The sequence below is a fragment of the Nonomuraea mangrovi genome, from assembly GCF_042681425.1.
Lineage (GTDB): Bacteria > Actinomycetota > Actinomycetes > Streptosporangiales > Streptosporangiaceae > Nonomuraea > Nonomuraea mangrovi.
On sequence record NZ_JBHUFV010000005.1, the window covers coordinates 102,962 to 122,025 of the forward strand.

Consider the following 19,064-nt stretch of genomic DNA (forward strand, 5'->3'; position numbering starts at 1 on the left):
CGCGGCGTCAGTAGGGTCGGTCAGAGACGCCCGGGCACGGCTCCAGGGCGTCAGCGACGGTCTCGCTACGCGGGAGGGTTGGGGGAACCTCGATGGCCGGGGTGAGTTTCGGGTTACTGGGTCCGATCAGGGTCTGGCGCGGCGGGGAAGATCTGGAGGTCGGGTCTCCGCAACAGCGGGGGGTGCTCGCCCTGCTGCTCCTGAGCGAGGGGCGTCAGGTTCCGCTCGACGAGATCGTGAGCGCGGTGTGGGGCCCCGAGGCGCCGCGCAGTGCCGGCGTGAGCACGCGCACTTACGTCTCCCGCCTGCGCCGGGTGCTGGCCGAGGGTGGTTCGGCCGGGCTGGGCACCGAGGCGGAGATCAGGTCAGCGGGCCGGGGCTACCAGCTGGTCGTGGATCCCGGTGCGGTGGACGTGACGGTGTTCAGGCAGACCACCGCCGCTGCCAGGGAGGCCCGCGAGCGTGGGGAGGTCGCGGAGGCCTCCCGGCTGCTGCGCGGCGCGCTGGCGCTGTGGCGCGGACCGGCGCTGGACGGGCTGAGCGGAGCCTTCTTCGCGGGCCGCCGCGCCTGGCTCGAACAGCTGCGTGCTTCGGCCGTCGAGGAGCGCTGGGCGGCTGACATCGAGCGGGGCGACTGCGGCGAGGCGATCGCCGAGCTGAAGCTCGCGACGGCGGCCGAGCCGTATCGCGAGCGGTTGTGGGAGCTGCTGATGTGGGCCCTCGACCGTGACGGCCACCGCGGGGAGGCACTGTCGGCCTACCGTCTGATCGCCCGGTTGCTGGACGACGACCTGGGCCTGGAGCCCGGTCCCGGCCTGCGCAGGATGTACGCCAGGATCAGGACGGCCGCTGACGTCTCACTTGTCTGAGCCGCTCCACGGGCCGGCACACCGGCGGCGATCTCGGGCTGCCAGGGGCGCCTCATCGGAGAGTCTTGAGCGTCCGCGCGAGATCGGCCCGGGAGCTCACCCCCAGCTTGGGGAAGATCCGGTGCAGGTGGGTGCCGACCGTGCGGTGAGAAAGGTACAGCCGTTGCCCGATCTCCCTGTTCGTCAGCCCCTCGGCGGCCAGCTGCGCGATGTTCAGCTCGTGCGGGGTGAGCTTGTCCCGCGCGTCCGGGTCCCGGTTCGGGCTCGCCTCCCCCGCACTGCGCAGCTCCAGCCGTGCGCGCTCGCCCCATGCGGCCATCCCGAGCGCGTCGAAGGTCTCTCTGGCCGTGCGCAGGTGCGTCCGGGATTCCGCGGCCCTGCGCTGCCGCCGCAGCCATTCGCCGAACGCCAGATGGAGGCGTCCGCGTTCGGCGGGCCACCCGGTCAGGTCCGCCCGCAGCGCGGCGGTGAACAGCTTTTCCGCCTCCTCGTTCGGGGCGAGCACGGCGCGCGCGTAGCGCAGCCCGATGTGCAGCGCCGGTGACGGCGTCGATGCGGCCAACGGCTCCAGGCCGTGCAGGATGTCCCGCATGGTGTCGGTCCGCCCGGCACGTACGGCGGCCTCGGTGAGCTCCGCGAGGCAGTAGGCGCGGAGGGCCAGCTGGTAGGCGGGGTCCGAGGGGTCGAGGATCCTGCTCAGGGCGGCGAAGGCGTCGTCGAAGCGTGCCTCGCTCAAGGCCACGAGCCCGCGCGCGAGCTGCACGGTGGCCAGGACGGGCCGGGCGCCGGCGGGAAGTGCGACCCGTTCGGCCTCGTCGGCGAGCGTTGTGGCCTGCCCGTGGTCGCCCCTCAGCGCGGCGATCTCGGCCTGGACGGCCGTCGCCAGCCCGTACATGAACGGCTGCCCGGTCTCCTGGGCGAGCTTGGCGGCCTCTGCCGCGACAGGGACGGCCGCGGTCAGGTCACCGAGCCTGGCCCGGCTCCACGCCTGCACGGCCAGCGCCCGGGGAAGCAGCCCGAGCCGACCCTGAGCACGCAGGCCGGGCGCGGCCGCCGCGGAGAAGCGGGCAGCCAGGTCGAACGCCCCGACCTGCAGGGCCGCGCTGCCCAGGTAGCGATCGATCTCCGGGGCGGCACCGGCCACGCCGGCCAGCTTGCGCAGCAGGTCGAGCGCGATGCCGCCCCGCTCGAACGGCGCGACGTACGCGGCGACCGCGACCATGCGCGGGTCGTCGGCAGGAACGGGCAGCCGATCGGCCACGCGCAGCAGCGAGCGGCGCGCGGCCGGACCAGGTTCGGACCAGAAGCAGCGCATGGCGGCGCCCCACAGGATCCGGACAGCCGGCTCCAGCTCCCCGTCGGCGGCCACCGAAGCGGCCAGCTCGGCCAGCTCTGACACGCGGGAGACGTCCTCACGCACCCCGTCCTCGAAGCCGCTGAGCAACCAGGCGGCAGCGGCCCGGCGGCGCGGCGAGAGTTCGAGGGCCTGTGCGTCGCGCACCAGACGCTCGGCCGTGGCGCGGCTGCCGGATTCGACCGCGAGCTCGGCCGCCTTCAGCAACCTGTGCGCCTTCCGGTCCTGCCCTTCGCTCAGTCGGGCCGCCTGCTCCAGCGCCGCGATCGCGGCGGCGACGCCGCCCCGGTGCCGGGCCCGGTCGGCCGCGCGGTCCAGCTCGGCCGCCACGCCCTCGTCGGCTCCGGCCGTCGCGGCGGCCCGGTGCCAGGCCCGCCGGTCCGGGTGTTCGTGCAGCGTCTCGGCGAGAGCCAGGTGGGCCTGCCGGCGTTCGGCGAGCGTCGATGCCGCCGCGATGGCCGACCGCATCAGGGGATGGCGGAACGTCACCGTGCCGATGGCGAGCTCGCGGAGCTCGATCAGCCGGGCCTCGGCGGCCGGTACGAGGATCTCCGGCTCGGCCGTCGACCCCAGGATCAGGCCCGTGGCCGCGAGCGTTTCGGAGACCGAATCGCTCTGTTGGAGCGCCGCAACCAGCAGGGCGGTGCGGGCCGGAGTCGGCAGGCCGGCGACCCGGGCGGTGAACGCCCGCTCAAGACGCTCGCTCAGCGGCAGCACCGGACCCAGCCCGCCCAGGCGATCGCTCAGCGACGGCACCGGCAGTGGGCCGTCGTGGTGTCCCAGGGCGGCCGGCAGTTCGGTCAGCGCCAGAGGGTTCCCGGCCGCCTCCTCCAGCAGCCGCATCCTGACCGTTGGAGTGAGGCCGGGGGCGATCGAGTCCAGGAGCTCGGTGGCGACCTCGTCGGAGAGCCTGTCAACGGGCATCGGGGACAGCCCGGCGTCCTGCACGTGCGAGCGCTCGCCTTCCCGGAGCGTCGCGACCATGACGATGGGCTCGGACTCGATCCGGCGCGCCACGAAGGCGAGGACGTCGACGCTGGCGCGATCGAGCCAGTGCACGTCCTCGGCGACGACCAGCAACGGCCGGACGGCGGCCGCCTCCGCCAGCAGGGTCAGCGTGGCCAGGCCTACGAGGTAGGCGCTGGGTTCGGTCGCTTCGGCGAGGCCCAACGCGCTGCGCAGGGCGTCACGCTGCGGGCCAGGCAGCGCGCCCACGCCCGCCCTGACCGGGTACAGCAGTTGGTGCAACCCGGCGTAGGCGAGGTTCCGCTCGGCCTCCACGCCGGTCGTCGTCAGCACGCGCAGGCCCGCGGCCGCCGCCGCGGAGGCGGCCTCCGCCACAAGCGCGGACTTCCCGATGCCGGCCTCTCCCCGGAGGAGAACGCCGCTGCCGTCTCCGGGGTCGTCGATGAGCTCGGCCAGGGCCTTCAGCTCGGCTTCCCGTCCGACAAGCGGCATGGTGCGGTACTCCTACCTCGGTGTCCTCGGCTGTCTCCCCCAGCCGTGCGCGCGTCCTGCCGCGACCCTACCGAAGTCGCCCGTCCACGCCGCTCACCCGCGGGTGGCCTGTCAAGCCCGCGCGTGCTCCGGTTCCGGTCTCCGCTTCGGCGAGCGCGGCGCGCCACGGCGTTGTCGTCCGAGGCCGCCCTCCGGCCCTCCGTCCCGGCCCTGGCCGAGCTGCGCGAGGTCGTCGTCAAAAGCCCGCCAGGGCCCCGCCTGGTGCGCACCCCAGCTAGCATGGACCGGCAAGTCCAATCTGGAGGGCGATCATGCGCGCTCTGACCCGCAAGGGGGCCGCGACGCGGCAGCGCATTCTCGAGGGCGCGGCAGCGCACATCCGCGAGCACGGCGTGGCCAACATGACGCTCGACGACGTGCTGGCCAGGACGGCGACGAGCAAGAGCCAGCTTTTCCACTACTTCCCTGACGGCCGGGAGGAGCTGCTGCTGGCCGTGGCCCGCTTCGAGGCCGACCGGGTGCTGGAGGACCAGCGGCCCCAGCTCGACGACCTCACCTCGTGGCCCGCCTGGCAATCGTGGCGCGACAAGGTCGTCGACCGCTACCGGCGGCAGGGCCGCCTGTGCCCGCTCAACTCCGTGACGTCACAGCTGGGCAGCCGCACTCCCGGCGCCCAGGCTGTGGTCACCGAGCTGATGCACCGCTGGCAGGCCGAGATCGCCGCCGGCGTACGGCACATGCAGGACGCCGGTGAGATCGACCCGGGCCTGGATGTCGACCGCGCGGCGGCGGCCCTGCTCGCCGGCATCCAGGGCGGTGTACTGATCCAGATGTCCACCGGCGAGACCGACCATCTGGAAGCCGCCCTGGACATGGGCATCGCCCACCTGCGCGCCGGCGGGCCTGCGTCGCCTTGACGGAACGCCGGGCGGCGGCGGGTCAGGCGACGGCGGTCGCCCGGATGGTGACCGGGATGTTGCCGCGAGTGGCCTTCGAGTAGGGGCACAGCTGGTGAGCGGCCGCGCCGAGCTCCTCGGCCGTCCGCTGGTCCACGCCGCCCAACTCGAGGTTGAGCACGGCGGCGAGGCCGAACTCGCCGTCGTCGCCGTGGCGCAGGGTCGCCTCGACCGTGATGCTCGTGCTCGTGAGCCTCACCTTGCGCTGCGCCGCCGCCCTTCTCACCGCGCCGAGGAAGCAGGCACCCCAGCCGGCGGCGAACAGCTGCTCGGGGTTCGTAACTCCCCCTGTCCCGCCCAGCTCCTTGGGGATGGCGAGGGTGGTGTCGAGGAGACCGTCGTCGGCGGCGACGCGGCCTCCGTTGCGGCCCTCTCCTGTCACGGTGACGACCGCGGTGTAGCTGGCAGCCCTGGCAGTTCCTTCCGACGTGCGTCTCTCATTCCAGACGGGCACGCCGGTCAGCGTCACCCGTCTAACAGGTGACGACTTTCGCAGCATTGCCGTCACCTGTCAAGGCGGTGACTATTGACTCATTTCTGGACTTGACAGTCCATTTTTTGTTCCGCAAGCTGACGAGTGCCCGTCCCCACCTCCTGGAATCCGCTTGCGAACGGAGCGACACCCTCATGTCCCTGGATCACTACTACCTGCTCGGACGTTCCGGACTGCGCGTCAGCCGGCTGGCACTGGGCACGATGAATTTCGGCACCGGCGGCTTCCACGCCGCGTACGGCAAGACCGAGGAGGAGGCTCGCCCGATCTTCCGTCGCTATCTCGAAGCGGGCGGGAACCTCATCGACACCGCGGACTTCTACACCGCCGGCGAGAGCGAGACCATCCTCGGCAACCTCATCGCGGAGGCCAAGGTGCGCGACAGGGTGGTGCTCACCACCAAGTTCACCAACAGTGTCGCCCCCGGAGATCCGAACGCAGGGGGCAACGGCCGCAAGCACATGATCAGAGCGGTCGAGGCGTCACTGCGCCGCCTGCGCACCGACCATCTCGACCTGTTCCTGCTGCACACCTGGGACCGGATCACTCCCGTCGAGGAGGTCGTGCGGACCTTCGACGACCTCACCAGAGCCGGCAAGATCCGCTACGCGGGCCTGTCCGACGTGCCCGGTTGGTACGCGGCGCGGGCCCAGACCCTTGCCGAGGCCCACTCCCTCGCACCGATGGTCAGCCTGCAACTGCCCTACTCCCTCATCGACCGGACGATCGAGCTGGAGCACGTCGCCATGGGGCAGAGCCTGGGACTCGGCATCACCGCATGGAGCCCGCTCGGCGGCGGCTTCCTCACCGGCAAGTACCGGAGTGCCGACCAGGGCCTGACCGGAGTCGGCCGGCTCAGCGGCGCGGGCTCCTCCGGGCGCTCGTGGACGGAGCGGGACTGGCGGCTGCTGGCGGCGGTCGAGAGCGTCGCCGACAAGCTCGGCGTGACGATGGCCCAGGTCGCGCTCAACTGGGTCGCCACCCGGCCCGGTGTCGCCTCGGCGATCGTCGGGGCGAGCAGCGCGGAGCAACTCGACGCCAACATGACGGCCCTCGACTTCGAGCTGCCGGCCGAGCTGCGCGCCGAGCTCGACGAGGCGAGTTCCGTGCCGCCCCTGTCGGTCTACCGGATGTTCACGCCTGGCTACCAGAGCCGGCTGGTCAGTCCGGGCGTCAAGGTCGGGGACAAGCCGGCCGGGTACGCCCCTGCCGTACGGAACTGGGCACCCGAAAGCAGCGGTTGACGGACGTTGCATGCTGGTCGTGCGGGTGGTCCGTCACTCGACCGTGGCTGCCACGAAGGTCGTCACGGCACGGGCGAAGGCGTCCGGCTCCTCGACGTGACCGAGATCGGACGACGCCGGCGAGCCGGTCGGGGCGCGTCAGGGCGTAGTGCTGTGCGACGAAGCCGCCGTGGGAGTGGCCGAGCAGGTGGACCCGGGCCACGCCGAGGTGCCGGATCAGCCCGTCCAGGGCCTGCGCGTAGCGTTCGCGCGTGTAGCCGTGCGGATGCGCAGGCAGCCGGCCGGAGGCGCCCGTCCCGATCGGCTCGACGTACACCAGGGTCAGGAGCTCCTCTGCCGCAGGCATCCGCAGGTACTCCCACGACAGCCCCGGGCCGCCGGGGTGGGCCAGGCAGACCGGCCCGGTCCCTGCGACGTGGTAGCGCTGGGCGACGCGCCCGACGTCGACGGTGTGCGTGCCCGGCGACAGTGGGGTCGTGACGGCGGTGTTCATGTGTCTCCCTTGCGTACAGTCGATGATCGGAGCACGTTGAGGGTCCTGATCTCCGCTGGATGCCTGTTACGGGGTGTTCTGCTGTGCCAGGCCGCCGCAGGTGAAGCCTGCTTCACGCTCGGGATCGAGCTCGATCTGACCGAGGTTGGTGGTCTCCATCGGCCTTCGGAGGGTCTCCAGCTTGTCGCAGTCGTACAGGACGTACGTGCCGTCGCTCTCGCCCAGCAGCATCATCCAGCGGCCGTCGTAGAGCGGCTTGTCGTCCTCGGCGCTTTTGATCACCGCCCACTGGTCCTGGAAGCCGACGGCGTTCAGCAGCTCGTTGGCCTGGCCGCTGTTCTGGACCTCGATCGCGCCCTCGACGAGCCCCAGGATGAGCAGGAAGCCCAGGCCGACCCCGGTCATGCCACCAACGATCACCTTCGTCCCTGCGCGCCCGACCGGCTTGCGACGCAACAGCCGGAACGGAACCAGGAAGGCCAGCACGCCGAGCCCCACCGCGACGACCACCATGAAGAACAGATCCAGCTCTCCGAAAAGGCGAAAAATGCCCCAGTACGTCGCCCCGCACCACAGCGCCGCCAGCGCCGCGACGATCCAAGGCCGTTCCCGGATCCTCCGTACGAGCCTGCTTCCCGCCCCCCGGGTCATCCTGTCGGCCAGCCAGCACAGGCAGACGACGACGCCGAGCAGCGGGAGGGCGACCAGCAGGAGCAGAACCAGGGTGCTCGTCATACGGCCGAGCAGCACCGCCTGATCGACGCCCACCTGCTGCGGGTTGACACCGAAGACGGCGTACATCTGCTCGATGCCGATGTAGAGGACCGCGTAGAGCGCCACCGCGATCGGCACGACGACGGATCCGATGCGTTCGAGCAGTTCCAGGACACCGCCACCGTCCTCCCGCGACACGGGGGTGTGGTCATCCGGAAGTGCCGGTGTCTTCGGCGTTTCGAGGGATATCGGGTGACTCGACATGGCGCACGACCATAGGGGCCGCCCTCCTGCGAAACGTTGACGACGCGTATGCGCCGTGGCCGGACATGTATACGCGTCGTCGACCGTTCGTATGCGGGCGGTGTCTAGGGTCGCACCGGGGCGGGCTTGCCTGAGGCCGGACCCGCCCGGCCGCACCGTACATCGGTGTCCAACCGGGATCCGGGCACACCGCTGGTCCATTTTTCTACCGTGAGCTTGGCGGACAACGGCTCCGGCCTGATCGCCATACCTGAGGAAGTGAGGGAAGCGTGGAGTCGCTCGTCTCGACAATGGTGGGCCGGGATGGCGTCCATGAAGAACTGTCCGCGTTCATGACGGCCACCGGAGGGCAGGCCCTCATCCTCAAGGGCGAGACCGGGGTCGGCAAGAGCGCCCTGCTCGACCACGTGGCCGGCCTCGCGGCCCCGGAGAACCACCGGGTGATCCGCGCCGCCGGGGTCGAGGCGGAGGCGGAGCTGCCCTTCGCCGGCCTGCACCAGCTGCTGTACTCGCTGCTGCCCCGCTCGGCCGAGCTCGACGAGGGCCACCGTGCCGTCTTCGACGTCGTCTTCGGGCTGCGCGAGGGCAAGGCGCCGTCGGTCATGTCCCTCGGCATCGCCGTCCTCGACCTGCTGTCCTTGGCGGCGTCGGAGAAACCGCTGCTGCTGTTGCTCGACGACGGCCAGTGGATGGACGCCTCCAGCGCCGAGGTGTGCGGGTTCGTGGGGCGCCGGCTCACCGGCAGCTCCGTGAAGATGCTCATCGCCGTACGGTCCGACGTCGGCTCGCGGTTCGACACGGCCGCGCTTCCCGAGCTCCCGGTGGCGGCCCTGTCGGAGGAGGCCGCCGGGCACCTGCTGGACCTGCGCCATCCGCAGCTCGACACGCAGGCCCGGCGCATCGTCCTGGAGCACGCCATGGGCAACCCCCTGGCGCTTTTGGAGCTGCCCGCCTACCTGAACGGCGGCCACAACGGTCGCACGGCCGAGGAACTCCTCGGATTCGGCAACATCCCGCTCTCGCGCCGTCTGCAGCACGTCTACGGCATCCGCATCGAGCGCATGGCCGGGCCCGTACGCGAGGAACTGCTGCGCGGCGCCCTCGACGGCGTCGGGGCCGGACCGGGCGGCAACCGCGCTCCCGGCGCCCGCTACCGCATGCGCCAGGCCGACGAAGCGGTCGCGGCGGGCCTCCTGGACATCGACCCCGCCACCGGCGACCTCGTCTTCCGGCACCCGCTGATCCGCACGACCGTCGTTCAGCTGGCGACTCCCAACCAGCGCCGCGCGGCACACGCCGAGCTCGCAGGGGTGCATCGCCACGACGTCGAGCGGCGCGCCCGCCACCTGGCGGCCTCGATCGTGGATCCCGACGAGGAGGTGGCGGCCGCGCTGGAGGCCGCGGCCGACTCGGCGACCCGGCGCGGCGGCGCGGTCGCGGCCGTGGCCTGGCTGACCCGCGCGGCCGAACTGAGCGAGAGCCCCGCTGACCGCTCCAGGCGGCTCGGCGACGCCGCCTTCATCGCCGGGCAGGCCGCGCTCCTGGACCAGGCGCAGAAACTCGTCCGCTCGGACCTGCTGCCGGGCGCGAGCGAGTCCCCCGCCACGGTCGTCACCTCCGCCTACGTGGCCCTGTACGAAGACGGCGACGTACGCTCCGCGCATCGCCACGTCGCGACGGCGATCGAGAGCCTGCGAAAGGGCAGCGCCCACGAGCCGGCCGAAGTACTCACCCGGCTGGTGAACGTGCTGCTGGCCATCAGCCAGTACGCCGGCGACGCCGCGCTGTGGGATCGCACCGAGCAGCTCATGGACTCTCTGGGGGACCGGGTCGACACCCGCTCGGCGATCTACCGCGACGCGTGGAGCGACGTCGTCCGGCACGGCGCGGGCGTGCACGAGCGCGTCGAGCGCGCCTTCGCCGATGTCTCGGAGCTGGAACCGTGGGACGTCTCGCGCCTGGCCGTCGCCGCCTACCACATCGACACGCTGAGCCAGTACCGCCCCTACCTGCAGCGGGCCGTCGACCGCGAGGTGGAGACCGGCGCCGTGGCCAGCGGCATGACCATGCTGCACCTGATCATGCTCGACCAGCTTGCCGCCGGCGAGTGGGACGACGCCGAACGGACGGGGCAACGCGCGCTGGAGCTGACCACCTCACACGGAAACGCGCTGTTCACCCACCACACCCGCGCCTACCTGGGGCTCCTGGCCGCCATGCGCGGACAGGTCGAACGGGCCCGGGAGTCGCAGGCCGTTCTGGACGCCTGGGCCCGCCCGCGCGGCGTGGGATTTCTGACCCAGATCGCCGACGCCATCGGCACGGCGGCGGCCCTGAGCGAGGGCGACTACGAAGCCGCCTACCTGTACGCCATCGGCATCACGCCGCCGGGATCGTTCGAGCGCTGCGCCCACCAGGCCTCACGCACACTGCTCGACCTGGTCGAGGCCGCCGTGCACACCGGGCGCATGGAGCAGGCCCGACGGCACGCCCAGGCCGCCTCCGACGCCGGCCTGCCCGGCGTCTCCCCCCGGCTGGCCCTCATCACGTACGGCGCCCTGGCGATGACGACCACCGACGAGAAGGAGGCCGAGTACATGTACGCGCGGGCCGAGGCCCACCCGGCCGGAGCCTCCTTCCCGTTCGAGCTGGCGCGCATCCGCCTGGCCCACGGCGTCCGGCTCAGGCACACCCAGGGGCCCAAGCCCGCGCGGCCCGTCCTGGTCCGGGCCGCCGAGTCCTTCGAACGGCTCGGCGCAACAGGCTGGGGCGAACGCGCCCAGGCCGAGCTGCGCGCCTCAGGGGCGCCCGCCCGGGCCTCGCTGTCATACCTGACCGCGCTGACCTGGCAGGAGCGCCGCATCGCCGAGCTGGCCGCAAGCGGTCTGACGAACAAGGAGATCGGCGAACGCATGCACCTGTCCCCGCGCACCGTCAGCTCCCACCTCTACCGCGTCTTCCCGAAACTGGGCATCACCTCGCGCGCCGCACTGCGCGACGCGCTGGGCAAGGCCGGCGACGGCGGCGACGCGTGAGCCCCTTCACCACGTCGACGGGTCGGCGCGCACCCCTCGCTCGGCGAGCCAGACCAGCACGTGGTCGGCGACCGCCCGCCACCCGCTGTCGACGACCAGCGAATGGGCCCGGTCAGGGAACTGCTTGAGGCTGCTGGTGGCCGTCGAGTCGCCGTACAACTTGTACACGGCCCGGGTGACCTGGTCGGGCACCAGCCGGTCCTCCTGCCCCGAGATCAGCAGCAGCGGGCCGCGGCCGGTGTTGCCATGGTCCACGACCGCCCGCGGGTGCCGTACGGCGCCGCCGTGTCCCAGCTCGGCCAGCAGCCGGCGCGGCCCGGGAACGACGTGACGTTCGAACAGCTCAGCCGACTCCTGCTCGGTGACCGCGTTGGCGAACAGCCGCCGGAACCTCCCGGCGTCCATCGACACCGGCCACGGCTCTCCAAGCTCCGGGGAGGTCGGGTGCTCGACCGGGGCGGGAGCGATGGCGACCGCGGCACGGCCCGCGTTCGTGCCGAGGAGGTGCTGCGCGATGAGCCCGCCCACCGAGTGGCCGACGATCACGGGTGGCGTGTCGAAGGAACGGACGATGCGCGCGTAGTGATCCGTGAGCGCGTCGAGCCCCAGCTCGTGAAGCGTCTCGGGACGCCGGCGGGCCTCGCCCACCGTGGCGGGCTCTCCCGGCCAGCCCGGCGCGCAGACGGCGAAACCGAGACGGGAGAAGCGCTCGTTCCATGACTCCCACGACGACGCGTGGAGCCACGCGCCATGGATGAAGACGACGGGAGTGGGGTTCACGGATCCTCCGGAAAGGCTCAGAGCCAGGTCTGATCAAGGATTGTCCGGATGCGCCTGAGCGGGAACAGTCGAATGACTCAATGTTCCTGTCCGCACCGCGTCCCTGGTCCGGCGCGGCCTGCCGGGACGCCGTGGGTTTCGCGAGGCCGGCACGGCTGCCGTTCGCCGTGTCTCGCCGTCATCTGACTGATGTGTCGGATTCCCCCGCCCGAAACAGTAAGAAATGCCGCATTTCTTGTGACACGACATGGAGGACTCCACATGATCAACAGGCGCACCTTCGGCAAGGCCGTCGGTTTGGCCGCCGGCGCGACCGTCGCCTCGCTGGCGGGCTTGCAGGCGTTCCCCGCCGCATCCGCCACCACGCGTGGGGCCGCCCCGACGTTGCCGGCGGTCACCCCCGGCACGCACACGTCCTTCGCCTCGCTGAAGCAGGTCAAGGCCGGACCGCTGGACATCGGTTACGCCGAGGCGGGACCGGCCCGCGGGCCCGCGGTCATCTGCCTGCACGGCTGGCCGTACGACATCCACAGCTTCGTCGACGTCGCTCCACTGCTGGCGGCGCAGGGCTACCGGGTGATCGTTCCCTACCTGCGCGGTCACGGCACGACGCGGTTCCTGTCCTCGAAGACGTTCCGCAATGCCCAGCAGTCGGCGATCGCACTCGACATCATCGCTCTGATGGACGCCCTCAAGATCGACAAGGCGGTTCTCGCCGGCTTCGACTGGGGGTCGAGGACCGCCGACATCATCGCGGCCCTGTGGCCGCAGCGGTGCAAGGCCCTGGTGTCGGTGAGCGGCTACCTCATCACGAACCGCGAGGCCAACCTCGAGCCGCTGCCGCCGAAGGCCGAATACGCCTGGTGGTACCAGTACTACTTCGCCACCGAGCGGGGCCGGAAGGCCATGGAGAACAAGGACAAGCGCCACGACCTGACCCGGCTCGTCTGGGACACCGTCTCCCCGACGTGGGACTTCGACGACGCCACCTTCGAGCGCACGGCCGCGGCCTTCGACAACCCCGACTACGCCGCCATCGTGATCCACAACTACCGGTGGCGGCTGAGCCTGGCCGACGGGGAGCGCCGTTACGACGGGCTGGAGAAGCGGCTCGCCGTACGGCCGGCCATCACGGTGCCGACCATCACCCTGGACGCCGAGCGCGACCCCTTCACGGCACCGCCGGGCGACGGCTCGTCGTACCGCAGCATGTTCACCGGCGCCTACGAACACCGCACCCTGGAGGGCATCGGCCACAACCTGCCGCAGGAGGCGCCCACGGCCTTCGCCCAGGCCGTCGTCGACGTGGACCATTTCTGACGAACCTGCGACACCGAGACAGCCTGCCGGATGCGATCCGGCAGGCTGTCGGTGTGTTCGTGCTCGTGTCGAGCTCGGAGTGCCGTCAGACGGTCTGCGTCCGCGGCCGGCGGGCACGCCAGGCCAGCAGCCCGGCCTGGATGATGAAGAACACGCCGCCGCCTGTGGCGTAGACCGACAGCACGTCGAGCGAGGCGTCGTCCCCGGCGGCCTGGATGTTGTAGAAGACGCCCACGAGGAACGACAGACCGCCCGCGATCAGCATCGGCCACTGCCGGCCCAGCTCCGGGCCGCGCCGCCGCAGCCCGACCAGCACCTGCGCCGCACCGGAGACGACGGCCCAGGCGCCGAACACGTGCAGCACCGCCGCCACCCCGCCCGCCCCCGCCAGGCCGACGCCGACGGCGGCCAGGGTGCTGAGCACCCCGTTGAACAGCGTCAGGCGACGCTCCGATCCGTCCGGCAGCGCACGCAGCTCGATCAGCGACGACACCGCGTCGATCAGCGGGTAGACGACCAGCAGGGTGATCGCGAGGGCGTCAATGGGGTCGTGCGCCACGGCGAACGCGGCGGCCCACGCCACGGCCAGCACTCCACGGCCCAGGTACAGCTTCAGCAGGGATGACGCATTCATGATGGGGCCTTTCGAGAATTCAGTGCCGGGCTGTGACGCAGGAGTAGCTGCCGGCGTCGGCCGGGTCGCCATGGCCGGTGTAGCGGGAGACGTACGGGTACCGGCACAACTCGCGCGTCACCGTCTTGCCGGAGGAGTCCTTGATGGCGGCGCTCAGCGTCTGCGGGGCTTTGCCCTGTTCGACCCAGGCCGTCAGAGCGCCGAGGGCGTCGGTGGGCTTCGGGCCGGTGCTCGTGTCACCGGCGCAGTGGTCGACGCCCGGCGCCAGGAACAGCCGGTAGAAGTCGTCGACCTTGCCCGCACCGCCCATGGCCCGCTCCACGCGCCGGCGGTAGTCCACGGTGCCCTGGGCGGGAATCAGCTGGTCGGCCTGCCCGTGCCAGGTGAGGAGCTTGCCGCCGGACCTGCGGAACGCCGACAGGCCGGGGTCGTCGGTGCCGATGATCGTGTCGTACTCGGTCTGGGACTGCTCGAACAGCTTGGCGAACTCGGCGTAGGTGATCGTCGAGAGGTCGTAGGAGGGCTGCCGCTTCAGGAAGGTCGAGACCCAGATGGCCGGGACGGGGAACGGCGCGCCCACGCGCTTGCCGTCCGCGTCGATGCGGGTGCCGGCGAGGTCGAAGCCGGCTCCGATCGGGATGCCGGACCACAACTTCGTACCGGACGGGGTGCGCGGACCGGCCCAGATCTTGCGTACGACGGCGGCGTCGGCCGCGGTGATGGTCTCCTGCTCGCCGCCGCATTCGACGCTCTTGCCGATGAGCTGCCGCGGGTCGAACGCGCACGTGGCGGGGTCGCCGATCAGCCCGTCGGGGGCGCCGTCGAGCGGGTCGCAGGCCTTGACGGCGGCCTCCTTGAAGGCGTTGAACTCACAAGGGGAGGGGAAGGTGTTCTCCTCGTTCATCACCACCTGCGGCCACAGGGTCGCGGCCTCGAACTCGTCCCAGTTGATCGCCGGAGCGGTGGCCAGGATGCCGTCGAAGTCGCCAGGGTGGCGCTGGGCCTCCATGTAGCCCTGGCGGCCGCCGGTCGAGCAGCCGTTCCAGTACGAGTAGGAGACAGGCCTGCCGTAGACCTCGTTGACGACCTGCTTGCCGACGACCGCCATCTCGTGCTGGGAGCGGTCGGCGAAGTTCTTCAGCAGCGCCGTGTCGACCTCGCCGTCACTGTTCAGGGCCCAGCTGGTGTCCAGGTACGTGCTGACACCGGCGTCGGTGGTCGCGGCGGCGTAGCCGCTCTTGATCGCGCCGGCCAGGCCCGCGCCGTAGTCGCCGGCGGCGAAGGCGCTGCCGCCCACCGCCTGGAAACGGCCGGTCCAACCCGTCTCGGGCAGCCAGACCCGCACCTTGGCGTGGTCGCCGACGCCCGGGTGGGTGAGCGTGACAGTGACATCGCAGTAGGCCGGCACGTCCGGGATCTTCACCACTTCGGTGAACGGCGGCACGGGCTGGACGGTCACGGTGCCCGCCTCCCGGCTCACCGCCGTCACGGACTCCACCGAGGTGCCGGCCGGGGCGTTCACGGAGATGGACGAGCACGTGAACGGGGCGGCGGCGGCGCTCGCGGTACCGGCCGAGGCCGCGGCCGGCAGGCACACCGCCGCCGCCAGCGGCACTCCGGCCGCGAAGATGATCAGAAGGCGTTTCATGACGTTCCTCTCCCGGGTCGTCAGCTGTTGCGGTGCGTCTCACTGTCGTTCGCGGCCGACGCCGGCACATCAGTCAGTTGACGGTCAGCACCGGCGAGCCGCTCCGGGCGCAACGTCACGGACGTCGCGGCGCAGGTCAGCGGGCCGCATGCGGAGACATGCGCGCAGCTCGCGGCCCACGGCTGAGCGGTGCCGCCCGTGCTCACGTCACAGACTGAAGAGTCGAATGGCTTAATGCGCTGGGGCGCGCACACCCGTACACGACCGCCGCGCAAGGCCGGGCGTCCCGCCGACCAGCACCGTTGTGGCACCGAACCACGGCCAGGCCGACCCGCCGTGACTGACCGTCAAGTGACGGATGTGACCGCGGTCCTTCCCGGACAACAGTGATGGCGCCAGATCTCTGAAGCCTTCTGAAAGGGGAATGTCGTGGTCAGCATCAAGGGTGTGCGCCGCCGACGGCTAGCGATGGGCGCCCTGTCGACGCTCGCGATCGGCCTCCTCGCCACCGCCGCCACGCCCGCCTTCGGCGCCGACAAGGCCGCCAAGCCGACCATCGTGCTGGAGCACGGCGCGTTCGCCGACGCCTCCAGCTGGAACGCGGTGATCGAAGAGCTGCGCGCGAACGGCTACCCCGTCGTCGCCGCGGCCAACCCGCTGCGCGGACCGGCCAATGACGCGGCCGCACTCCGCAGCGTCCTCGACCACGTCGCCGGACCCAAGATCCTCGTCGGGCACTCCTACGGCGGCTCGGTCATCAGCGTCGCCGGTGCGAACGACCCCCAGGTCAAGGCCCTCGTGTACGTCGCAGCCTTCCTGCCCGCCCTCGGCGAGACCGCCCTGGAGCTGACGAACAAGTACCCCGGTTCCACGCTGCCCGGCGCCCTCGACCCCACCCCCTTCACCCTCCCGGACGGCACCGCCGGAACCGACCTGTACATCAAGCCCGGCACGTTCCACCGGCAGTTCGCCGCCGACGTACCGGCCGGCACCGCGGCCCTCATGGCCGCCACCCAGCGGCCCATCGCCCAGTCCGCCCTGGAGGAGAAGACCGGGGCCGCCGCCTGGAAGGACAAGCCCACCTGGGCCGTCATCACGACCCAGGACCTCAACATCCCCGTCGAAGTCCAGCGCTACATGGCCAAACGCGCCCACGCGCACTCCATCGAGGTACGCGCCTCCCACTCCGTCGCCGTCTCCCAGCCCAAGACCGTGGCCGGCGTCATCGAGAAGGCCGCACGAGCCACCCGATAGCACCGAACCGAAAGAGAGATCATCACCATGGACATGAAGCTCGAAGTCGTCGTCCTGCCCGTGTCCGACGTCGACCGTGCCAAGGACTTCTACACCCGGCAGCTGAACTTCCGTCTCGACGCGGACTTCCCCATCAACGACAGTTACCGGATCATTCAGGTCACTCCCCCCGGCTCCGCCTGCTCGATCATCTTCGGCGACGGGCTCACCGACGCCGAACCCGGAACGGCCCAGGGACTGCACCTGATCGTGTCCGACATCGAGCAGGCCCACAAGGAACTGGCCGGCCGCGGCGTCGACGTCACCGGCCCGTTCCACGACGCCACCGGCGCCTTCCACCAGGCCGGCGAGACCGGCCGCGTCATGGGCCCGCACCCGCAGCGTGCCAGCTACGGCTCCTTCGCCTCGTTCGCCGACCCCGACGGCAACCGCTGGTTCCTGCAGGAGATCACCCAACGGCTGCCCGGCCGCTGACCAGCGGCATCCCCGAGACACGGCCACACCATGGAGGACCAGTGACCACCGAAGACACCCGCACCTATGACGTGGTCGTGATCGGGGCCGGCCCGGTCGGCGAGAACGTCGCCGACCGGACCACCGCCGCCGGGCTGAGCACCGTCATCGTGGAAAGCGAGCTCGTCGGCGGCGAATGCTCATACTGGGCGTGCGAACCGAGCAAGGCCCTGCTGCGGCCCGCGCTCCTGCGTGCCGACGCCGGCCGGGTACCTGGCCTGAACCCGGCCGCCGCCGGACGCCTGGACGCCGCCGCCGTACTGGCCCATCGCGACCGCATGGCCGCCCACTGGAACGACGACGGCCAGGTCGAATGGCTCAAGACGGCCGGCATCGACCTCCAACGCGGCCATGGACGGCTCGACGGGCCGCGACGCGTGGCCGTGGCCACCCCCGACGGCGGCACCGTCCACCTGCGGGCCAGGCACGCCGTGGCCGTGTGCACCGGCAGCGGCGCCGCCCTCCCCGACCTGCCCTGGCTCGCCGCCCTGCGCCCCTGGACCAGCCGCGAAGCCGCCAGCGCCCCGCAGCCGCCCGGACGACTCGTCATCGTCGGCGCAGGCGTCGTGGCCACCGAGATGGCCACCGCCTGGCAGGCCCTCGGCACCGAGGTCACGCTCCTCGCCCGCGGCGCCCGCCTGCTGCCGCAGATGGAACCCTTCGCCGGCGAACTCGTCGCCGACCGCCTGCGCGAAGCGGGTACCGACCTGCGGTTCGGGGTGACCGTCGCCACCGCTGCCCGTACGGGCGGCGAGGTCCGCCTCACCCTTTCCGACGGCGGCAGGCTCACCGCGGACGAGGTTCTCTTCGCCACCGGCCGCGCACCCCGAACCGGCGACATCGGCCTCGAAACCGTCGGCCTGACCCCCGGGGGCTGGCTCACCACCGACGACACCCTCACCGTCACCGCCGCCCCCGGCGACTGGCTCTACGCCGCCGGCGACGTCAACCGGCGGGCCCTGCTCACCCACCAGGGCAAGTACCAGGCCCGCATCGCCGGCGCCGTCATCGCCGCCCGAGCCCTCGGCATCCCGCTCGACACCGGACGCTGGGGCCCCCACGCCGGCACCGCCGACGTCGCGGCCGTCCCTCAGGTCGTCTTCACCGACCCCGAGATCGCCAGTGTCGGCCTCACCAGCATCGAGGCCCGGCGCACCGGCCGCCGCGTGCACGTCGTCGACTACGATCTCGGCCACGTCGCCGGCGCCCTCCAGCACGACCCGGACTACCGCGGCAGAGCCCGCGCCCTCATCGACCCCGAGCGCCGCACCGTCGTCGGCGCCACCTTCGCCGGACCGGGCGTCGCCGAGCTCCTCCACTCCGCCACCGTGTCGATCATCGGCGAAACCCCCATCGAACGCCTCTGGCACGCCGTACCGCCCTTTCCCACCATCAGCGAGGTGTGGCTGCGGCTGCTCGAGACGTACCGGGACCAGCACGGCCAGGGGAACGGAAACCCATGAAAGAGGCTGCCGTACCTTCGGCGGCCATGAGCGCGGACCGGATGATCAACTGTGCGGTTCGCGTGGCAGGGGGCTCCCCGGGTGACGGGAACCCGGGGCGATAACATCGCGATCGTGGCGGACTGGGAGCTTCGACCGGCTTCGGCGGCGGACGTCGAGGCGGTGGCCGAGTTGCGGGCCGTCGTGCTCAGACCGGATCTCGAGCGGCTCGGGCGGTACGACGAGCTGCGTGTGCGACAGCGGCTGCGTGACGGGTTCGCACCGGCGCACACCTGGATGATCCAGGTGGGTGGAGCCTCGGCGGGCTGCGTGGCGCTGCGGCCGGCGCAGGACACCTACTGGCTGGAGCACTTCTACCTGGACCCGGATTCGCAGGGCCTGGGCATCGGTTCTGCTGTGCTGAGCAGGTTGCTGGAACGGTGCGACCACGAAGACGCCGTGGTTCGCCTGAACGTGCTGCAGGGCAGTTCGGCCCGCCGGCTGTACGAGCGGCACGGGTTCACGGTCGAAACCGAGGACGAGATCGACATCTTCATGGTGCGCCACCCGTCTTCGGTTGGTGGCTGAGGGGT

General features: G+C 71.5%; 16 protein-coding genes. 9 read left to right on the forward strand and 7 right to left on the reverse strand.

Annotation, left to right across the window (positions count from 1 at the left end):
- The first annotated feature begins 101 nt into the window (after positions 1–101).
- Positions 102–869, forward strand: a complete 768-nt coding sequence (locus tag ACFSKW_RS04640; protein ID WP_379569465.1) for an AfsR/SARP family transcriptional regulator — start codon at positions 102–104, stop codon at positions 867–869.
- Between the two features lie 52 nt (positions 870–921).
- Here the strand turns inward: ACFSKW_RS04640 and ACFSKW_RS04645 are convergent, their stop codons facing one another.
- Positions 922–3,681, reverse strand: coding sequence for an ATP-binding protein (locus ACFSKW_RS04645; RefSeq protein ID WP_379569467.1), 2,760 nt, complete (start codon positions 3,679–3,681; stop codon positions 922–924).
- A 311-nt stretch (positions 3,682–3,992) separates the two neighbouring features.
- Here ACFSKW_RS04645 and ACFSKW_RS04650 point away from each other — a divergent pair, with 311 nt between their 5' ends.
- Entirely contained in the window at positions 3,993–4,598 is a 606-nt protein-coding gene (locus tag ACFSKW_RS04650; RefSeq protein WP_379569469.1) for a TetR/AcrR family transcriptional regulator, read from the forward strand.
- A 22-nt stretch (positions 4,599–4,620) separates the two neighbouring features.
- Here the strand turns inward: ACFSKW_RS04650 and ACFSKW_RS04655 are convergent, their stop codons facing one another.
- Positions 4,621–5,136: an organic hydroperoxide resistance protein gene (locus ACFSKW_RS04655; protein ID WP_379569470.1), complete on the reverse strand. Its 516-nt coding sequence runs from the start codon at positions 5,134–5,136 to the stop codon at positions 4,621–4,623.
- A 128-nt stretch (positions 5,137–5,264) separates the two neighbouring features.
- Here ACFSKW_RS04655 and ACFSKW_RS04660 point away from each other — a divergent pair, with 128 nt between their 5' ends.
- The gene (locus tag ACFSKW_RS04660; RefSeq protein ID WP_379569472.1) at positions 5,265–6,374 is read left to right on the forward strand and encodes an aldo/keto reductase; all 1,110 of its coding nucleotides are present in this window, start codon (positions 5,265–5,267) and stop codon (positions 6,372–6,374) included.
- Here ACFSKW_RS04660 and ACFSKW_RS04665 read toward each other — a convergent pair.
- Both ACFSKW_RS04665 and ACFSKW_RS04670 read right to left on the reverse strand, forming a co-directional pair.
- A complete protein-coding gene (locus ACFSKW_RS04665; RefSeq protein WP_379569474.1) occupies positions 6,304–6,867 on the reverse strand; it encodes an alpha/beta fold hydrolase in 564 nt (187 codons plus the stop codon). The two genes, ACFSKW_RS04660 and ACFSKW_RS04665, sit on opposite strands and share 71 nt — an antisense overlap.
- 66 nt (positions 6,868–6,933) lie before the next feature.
- Positions 6,934–7,779: a hypothetical protein gene (locus ACFSKW_RS04670; RefSeq protein ID WP_379569476.1), complete on the reverse strand. Its 846-nt coding sequence runs from the start codon at positions 7,777–7,779 to the stop codon at positions 6,934–6,936.
- Positions 7,780–8,135: 356 nt separating this feature from the next.
- On the opposite strand from ACFSKW_RS04670, the gene ACFSKW_RS04675 reads away from it, so the two are divergent.
- Positions 8,136–10,880 carry a helix-turn-helix transcriptional regulator gene (locus ACFSKW_RS04675; protein WP_379569735.1) on the forward strand — a complete coding sequence of 915 codons (2,745 nt, stop codon included), beginning with the start codon at positions 8,136–8,138 and terminating at the stop codon, positions 10,878–10,880.
- A gap of 6 nt (positions 10,881–10,886) precedes the next feature.
- Here ACFSKW_RS04675 and ACFSKW_RS04680 read toward each other — a convergent pair whose 3' ends face one another.
- Complete coding sequence (locus ACFSKW_RS04680) at positions 10,887–11,660, reverse strand: alpha/beta hydrolase (protein ID WP_379569478.1); 774 nt, start codon at positions 11,658–11,660, stop codon at positions 10,887–10,889.
- A 261-nt stretch (positions 11,661–11,921) separates the two neighbouring features.
- Here ACFSKW_RS04680 and ACFSKW_RS04685 point away from each other — a divergent pair, with 261 nt between their 5' ends.
- Entirely contained in the window at positions 11,922–12,980 is a 1,059-nt protein-coding gene (locus ACFSKW_RS04685) for an alpha/beta fold hydrolase (protein ID WP_379569480.1), read from the forward strand.
- A gap of 85 nt (positions 12,981–13,065) precedes the next feature.
- Here ACFSKW_RS04685 and ACFSKW_RS04690 read toward each other — a convergent pair whose 3' ends face one another.
- Positions 13,066–13,614 carry a DUF308 domain-containing protein gene (locus ACFSKW_RS04690; protein ID WP_379569482.1) on the reverse strand — a complete coding sequence of 183 codons (549 nt, stop codon included), beginning with the start codon at positions 13,612–13,614 and terminating at the stop codon, positions 13,066–13,068.
- 19 nt (positions 13,615–13,633) lie between these two features.
- Positions 13,634–15,262 carry a tannase/feruloyl esterase family alpha/beta hydrolase gene (locus ACFSKW_RS04695; protein ID WP_379569484.1) on the reverse strand — a complete coding sequence of 543 codons (1,629 nt, stop codon included), beginning with the start codon at positions 15,260–15,262 and terminating at the stop codon, positions 13,634–13,636.
- A gap of 429 nt (positions 15,263–15,691) precedes the next feature.
- Between ACFSKW_RS04695 and ACFSKW_RS04700 the strand changes: the two genes are divergently transcribed.
- From ACFSKW_RS04700 to ACFSKW_RS04715, 4 genes are read left to right on the forward strand one after another with little or no spacing between them, the layout of a single operon-like run.
- Positions 15,692–16,516, forward strand: a complete 825-nt coding sequence (locus ACFSKW_RS04700) for an alpha/beta fold hydrolase (RefSeq protein ID WP_379569486.1) — start codon at positions 15,692–15,694, stop codon at positions 16,514–16,516.
- A gap of 33 nt (positions 16,517–16,549) precedes the next feature.
- Positions 16,550–16,990 carry a VOC family protein gene (locus ACFSKW_RS04705; RefSeq protein ID WP_379569488.1) on the forward strand — a complete coding sequence of 147 codons (441 nt, stop codon included), beginning with the start codon at positions 16,550–16,552 and terminating at the stop codon, positions 16,988–16,990.
- 41 nt (positions 16,991–17,031) lie between these two features.
- Complete coding sequence (locus tag ACFSKW_RS04710) at positions 17,032–18,492, forward strand: dihydrolipoyl dehydrogenase family protein (RefSeq protein ID WP_379569490.1); 1,461 nt, start codon at positions 17,032–17,034, stop codon at positions 18,490–18,492.
- Between the two features lie 51 nt (positions 18,493–18,543).
- Positions 18,544–19,059: a GNAT family N-acetyltransferase gene (locus tag ACFSKW_RS04715; protein ID WP_379569492.1), complete on the forward strand. Its 516-nt coding sequence runs from the start codon at positions 18,544–18,546 to the stop codon at positions 19,057–19,059.
- Positions 19,060–19,064: the final 5 nt, after the last annotated feature.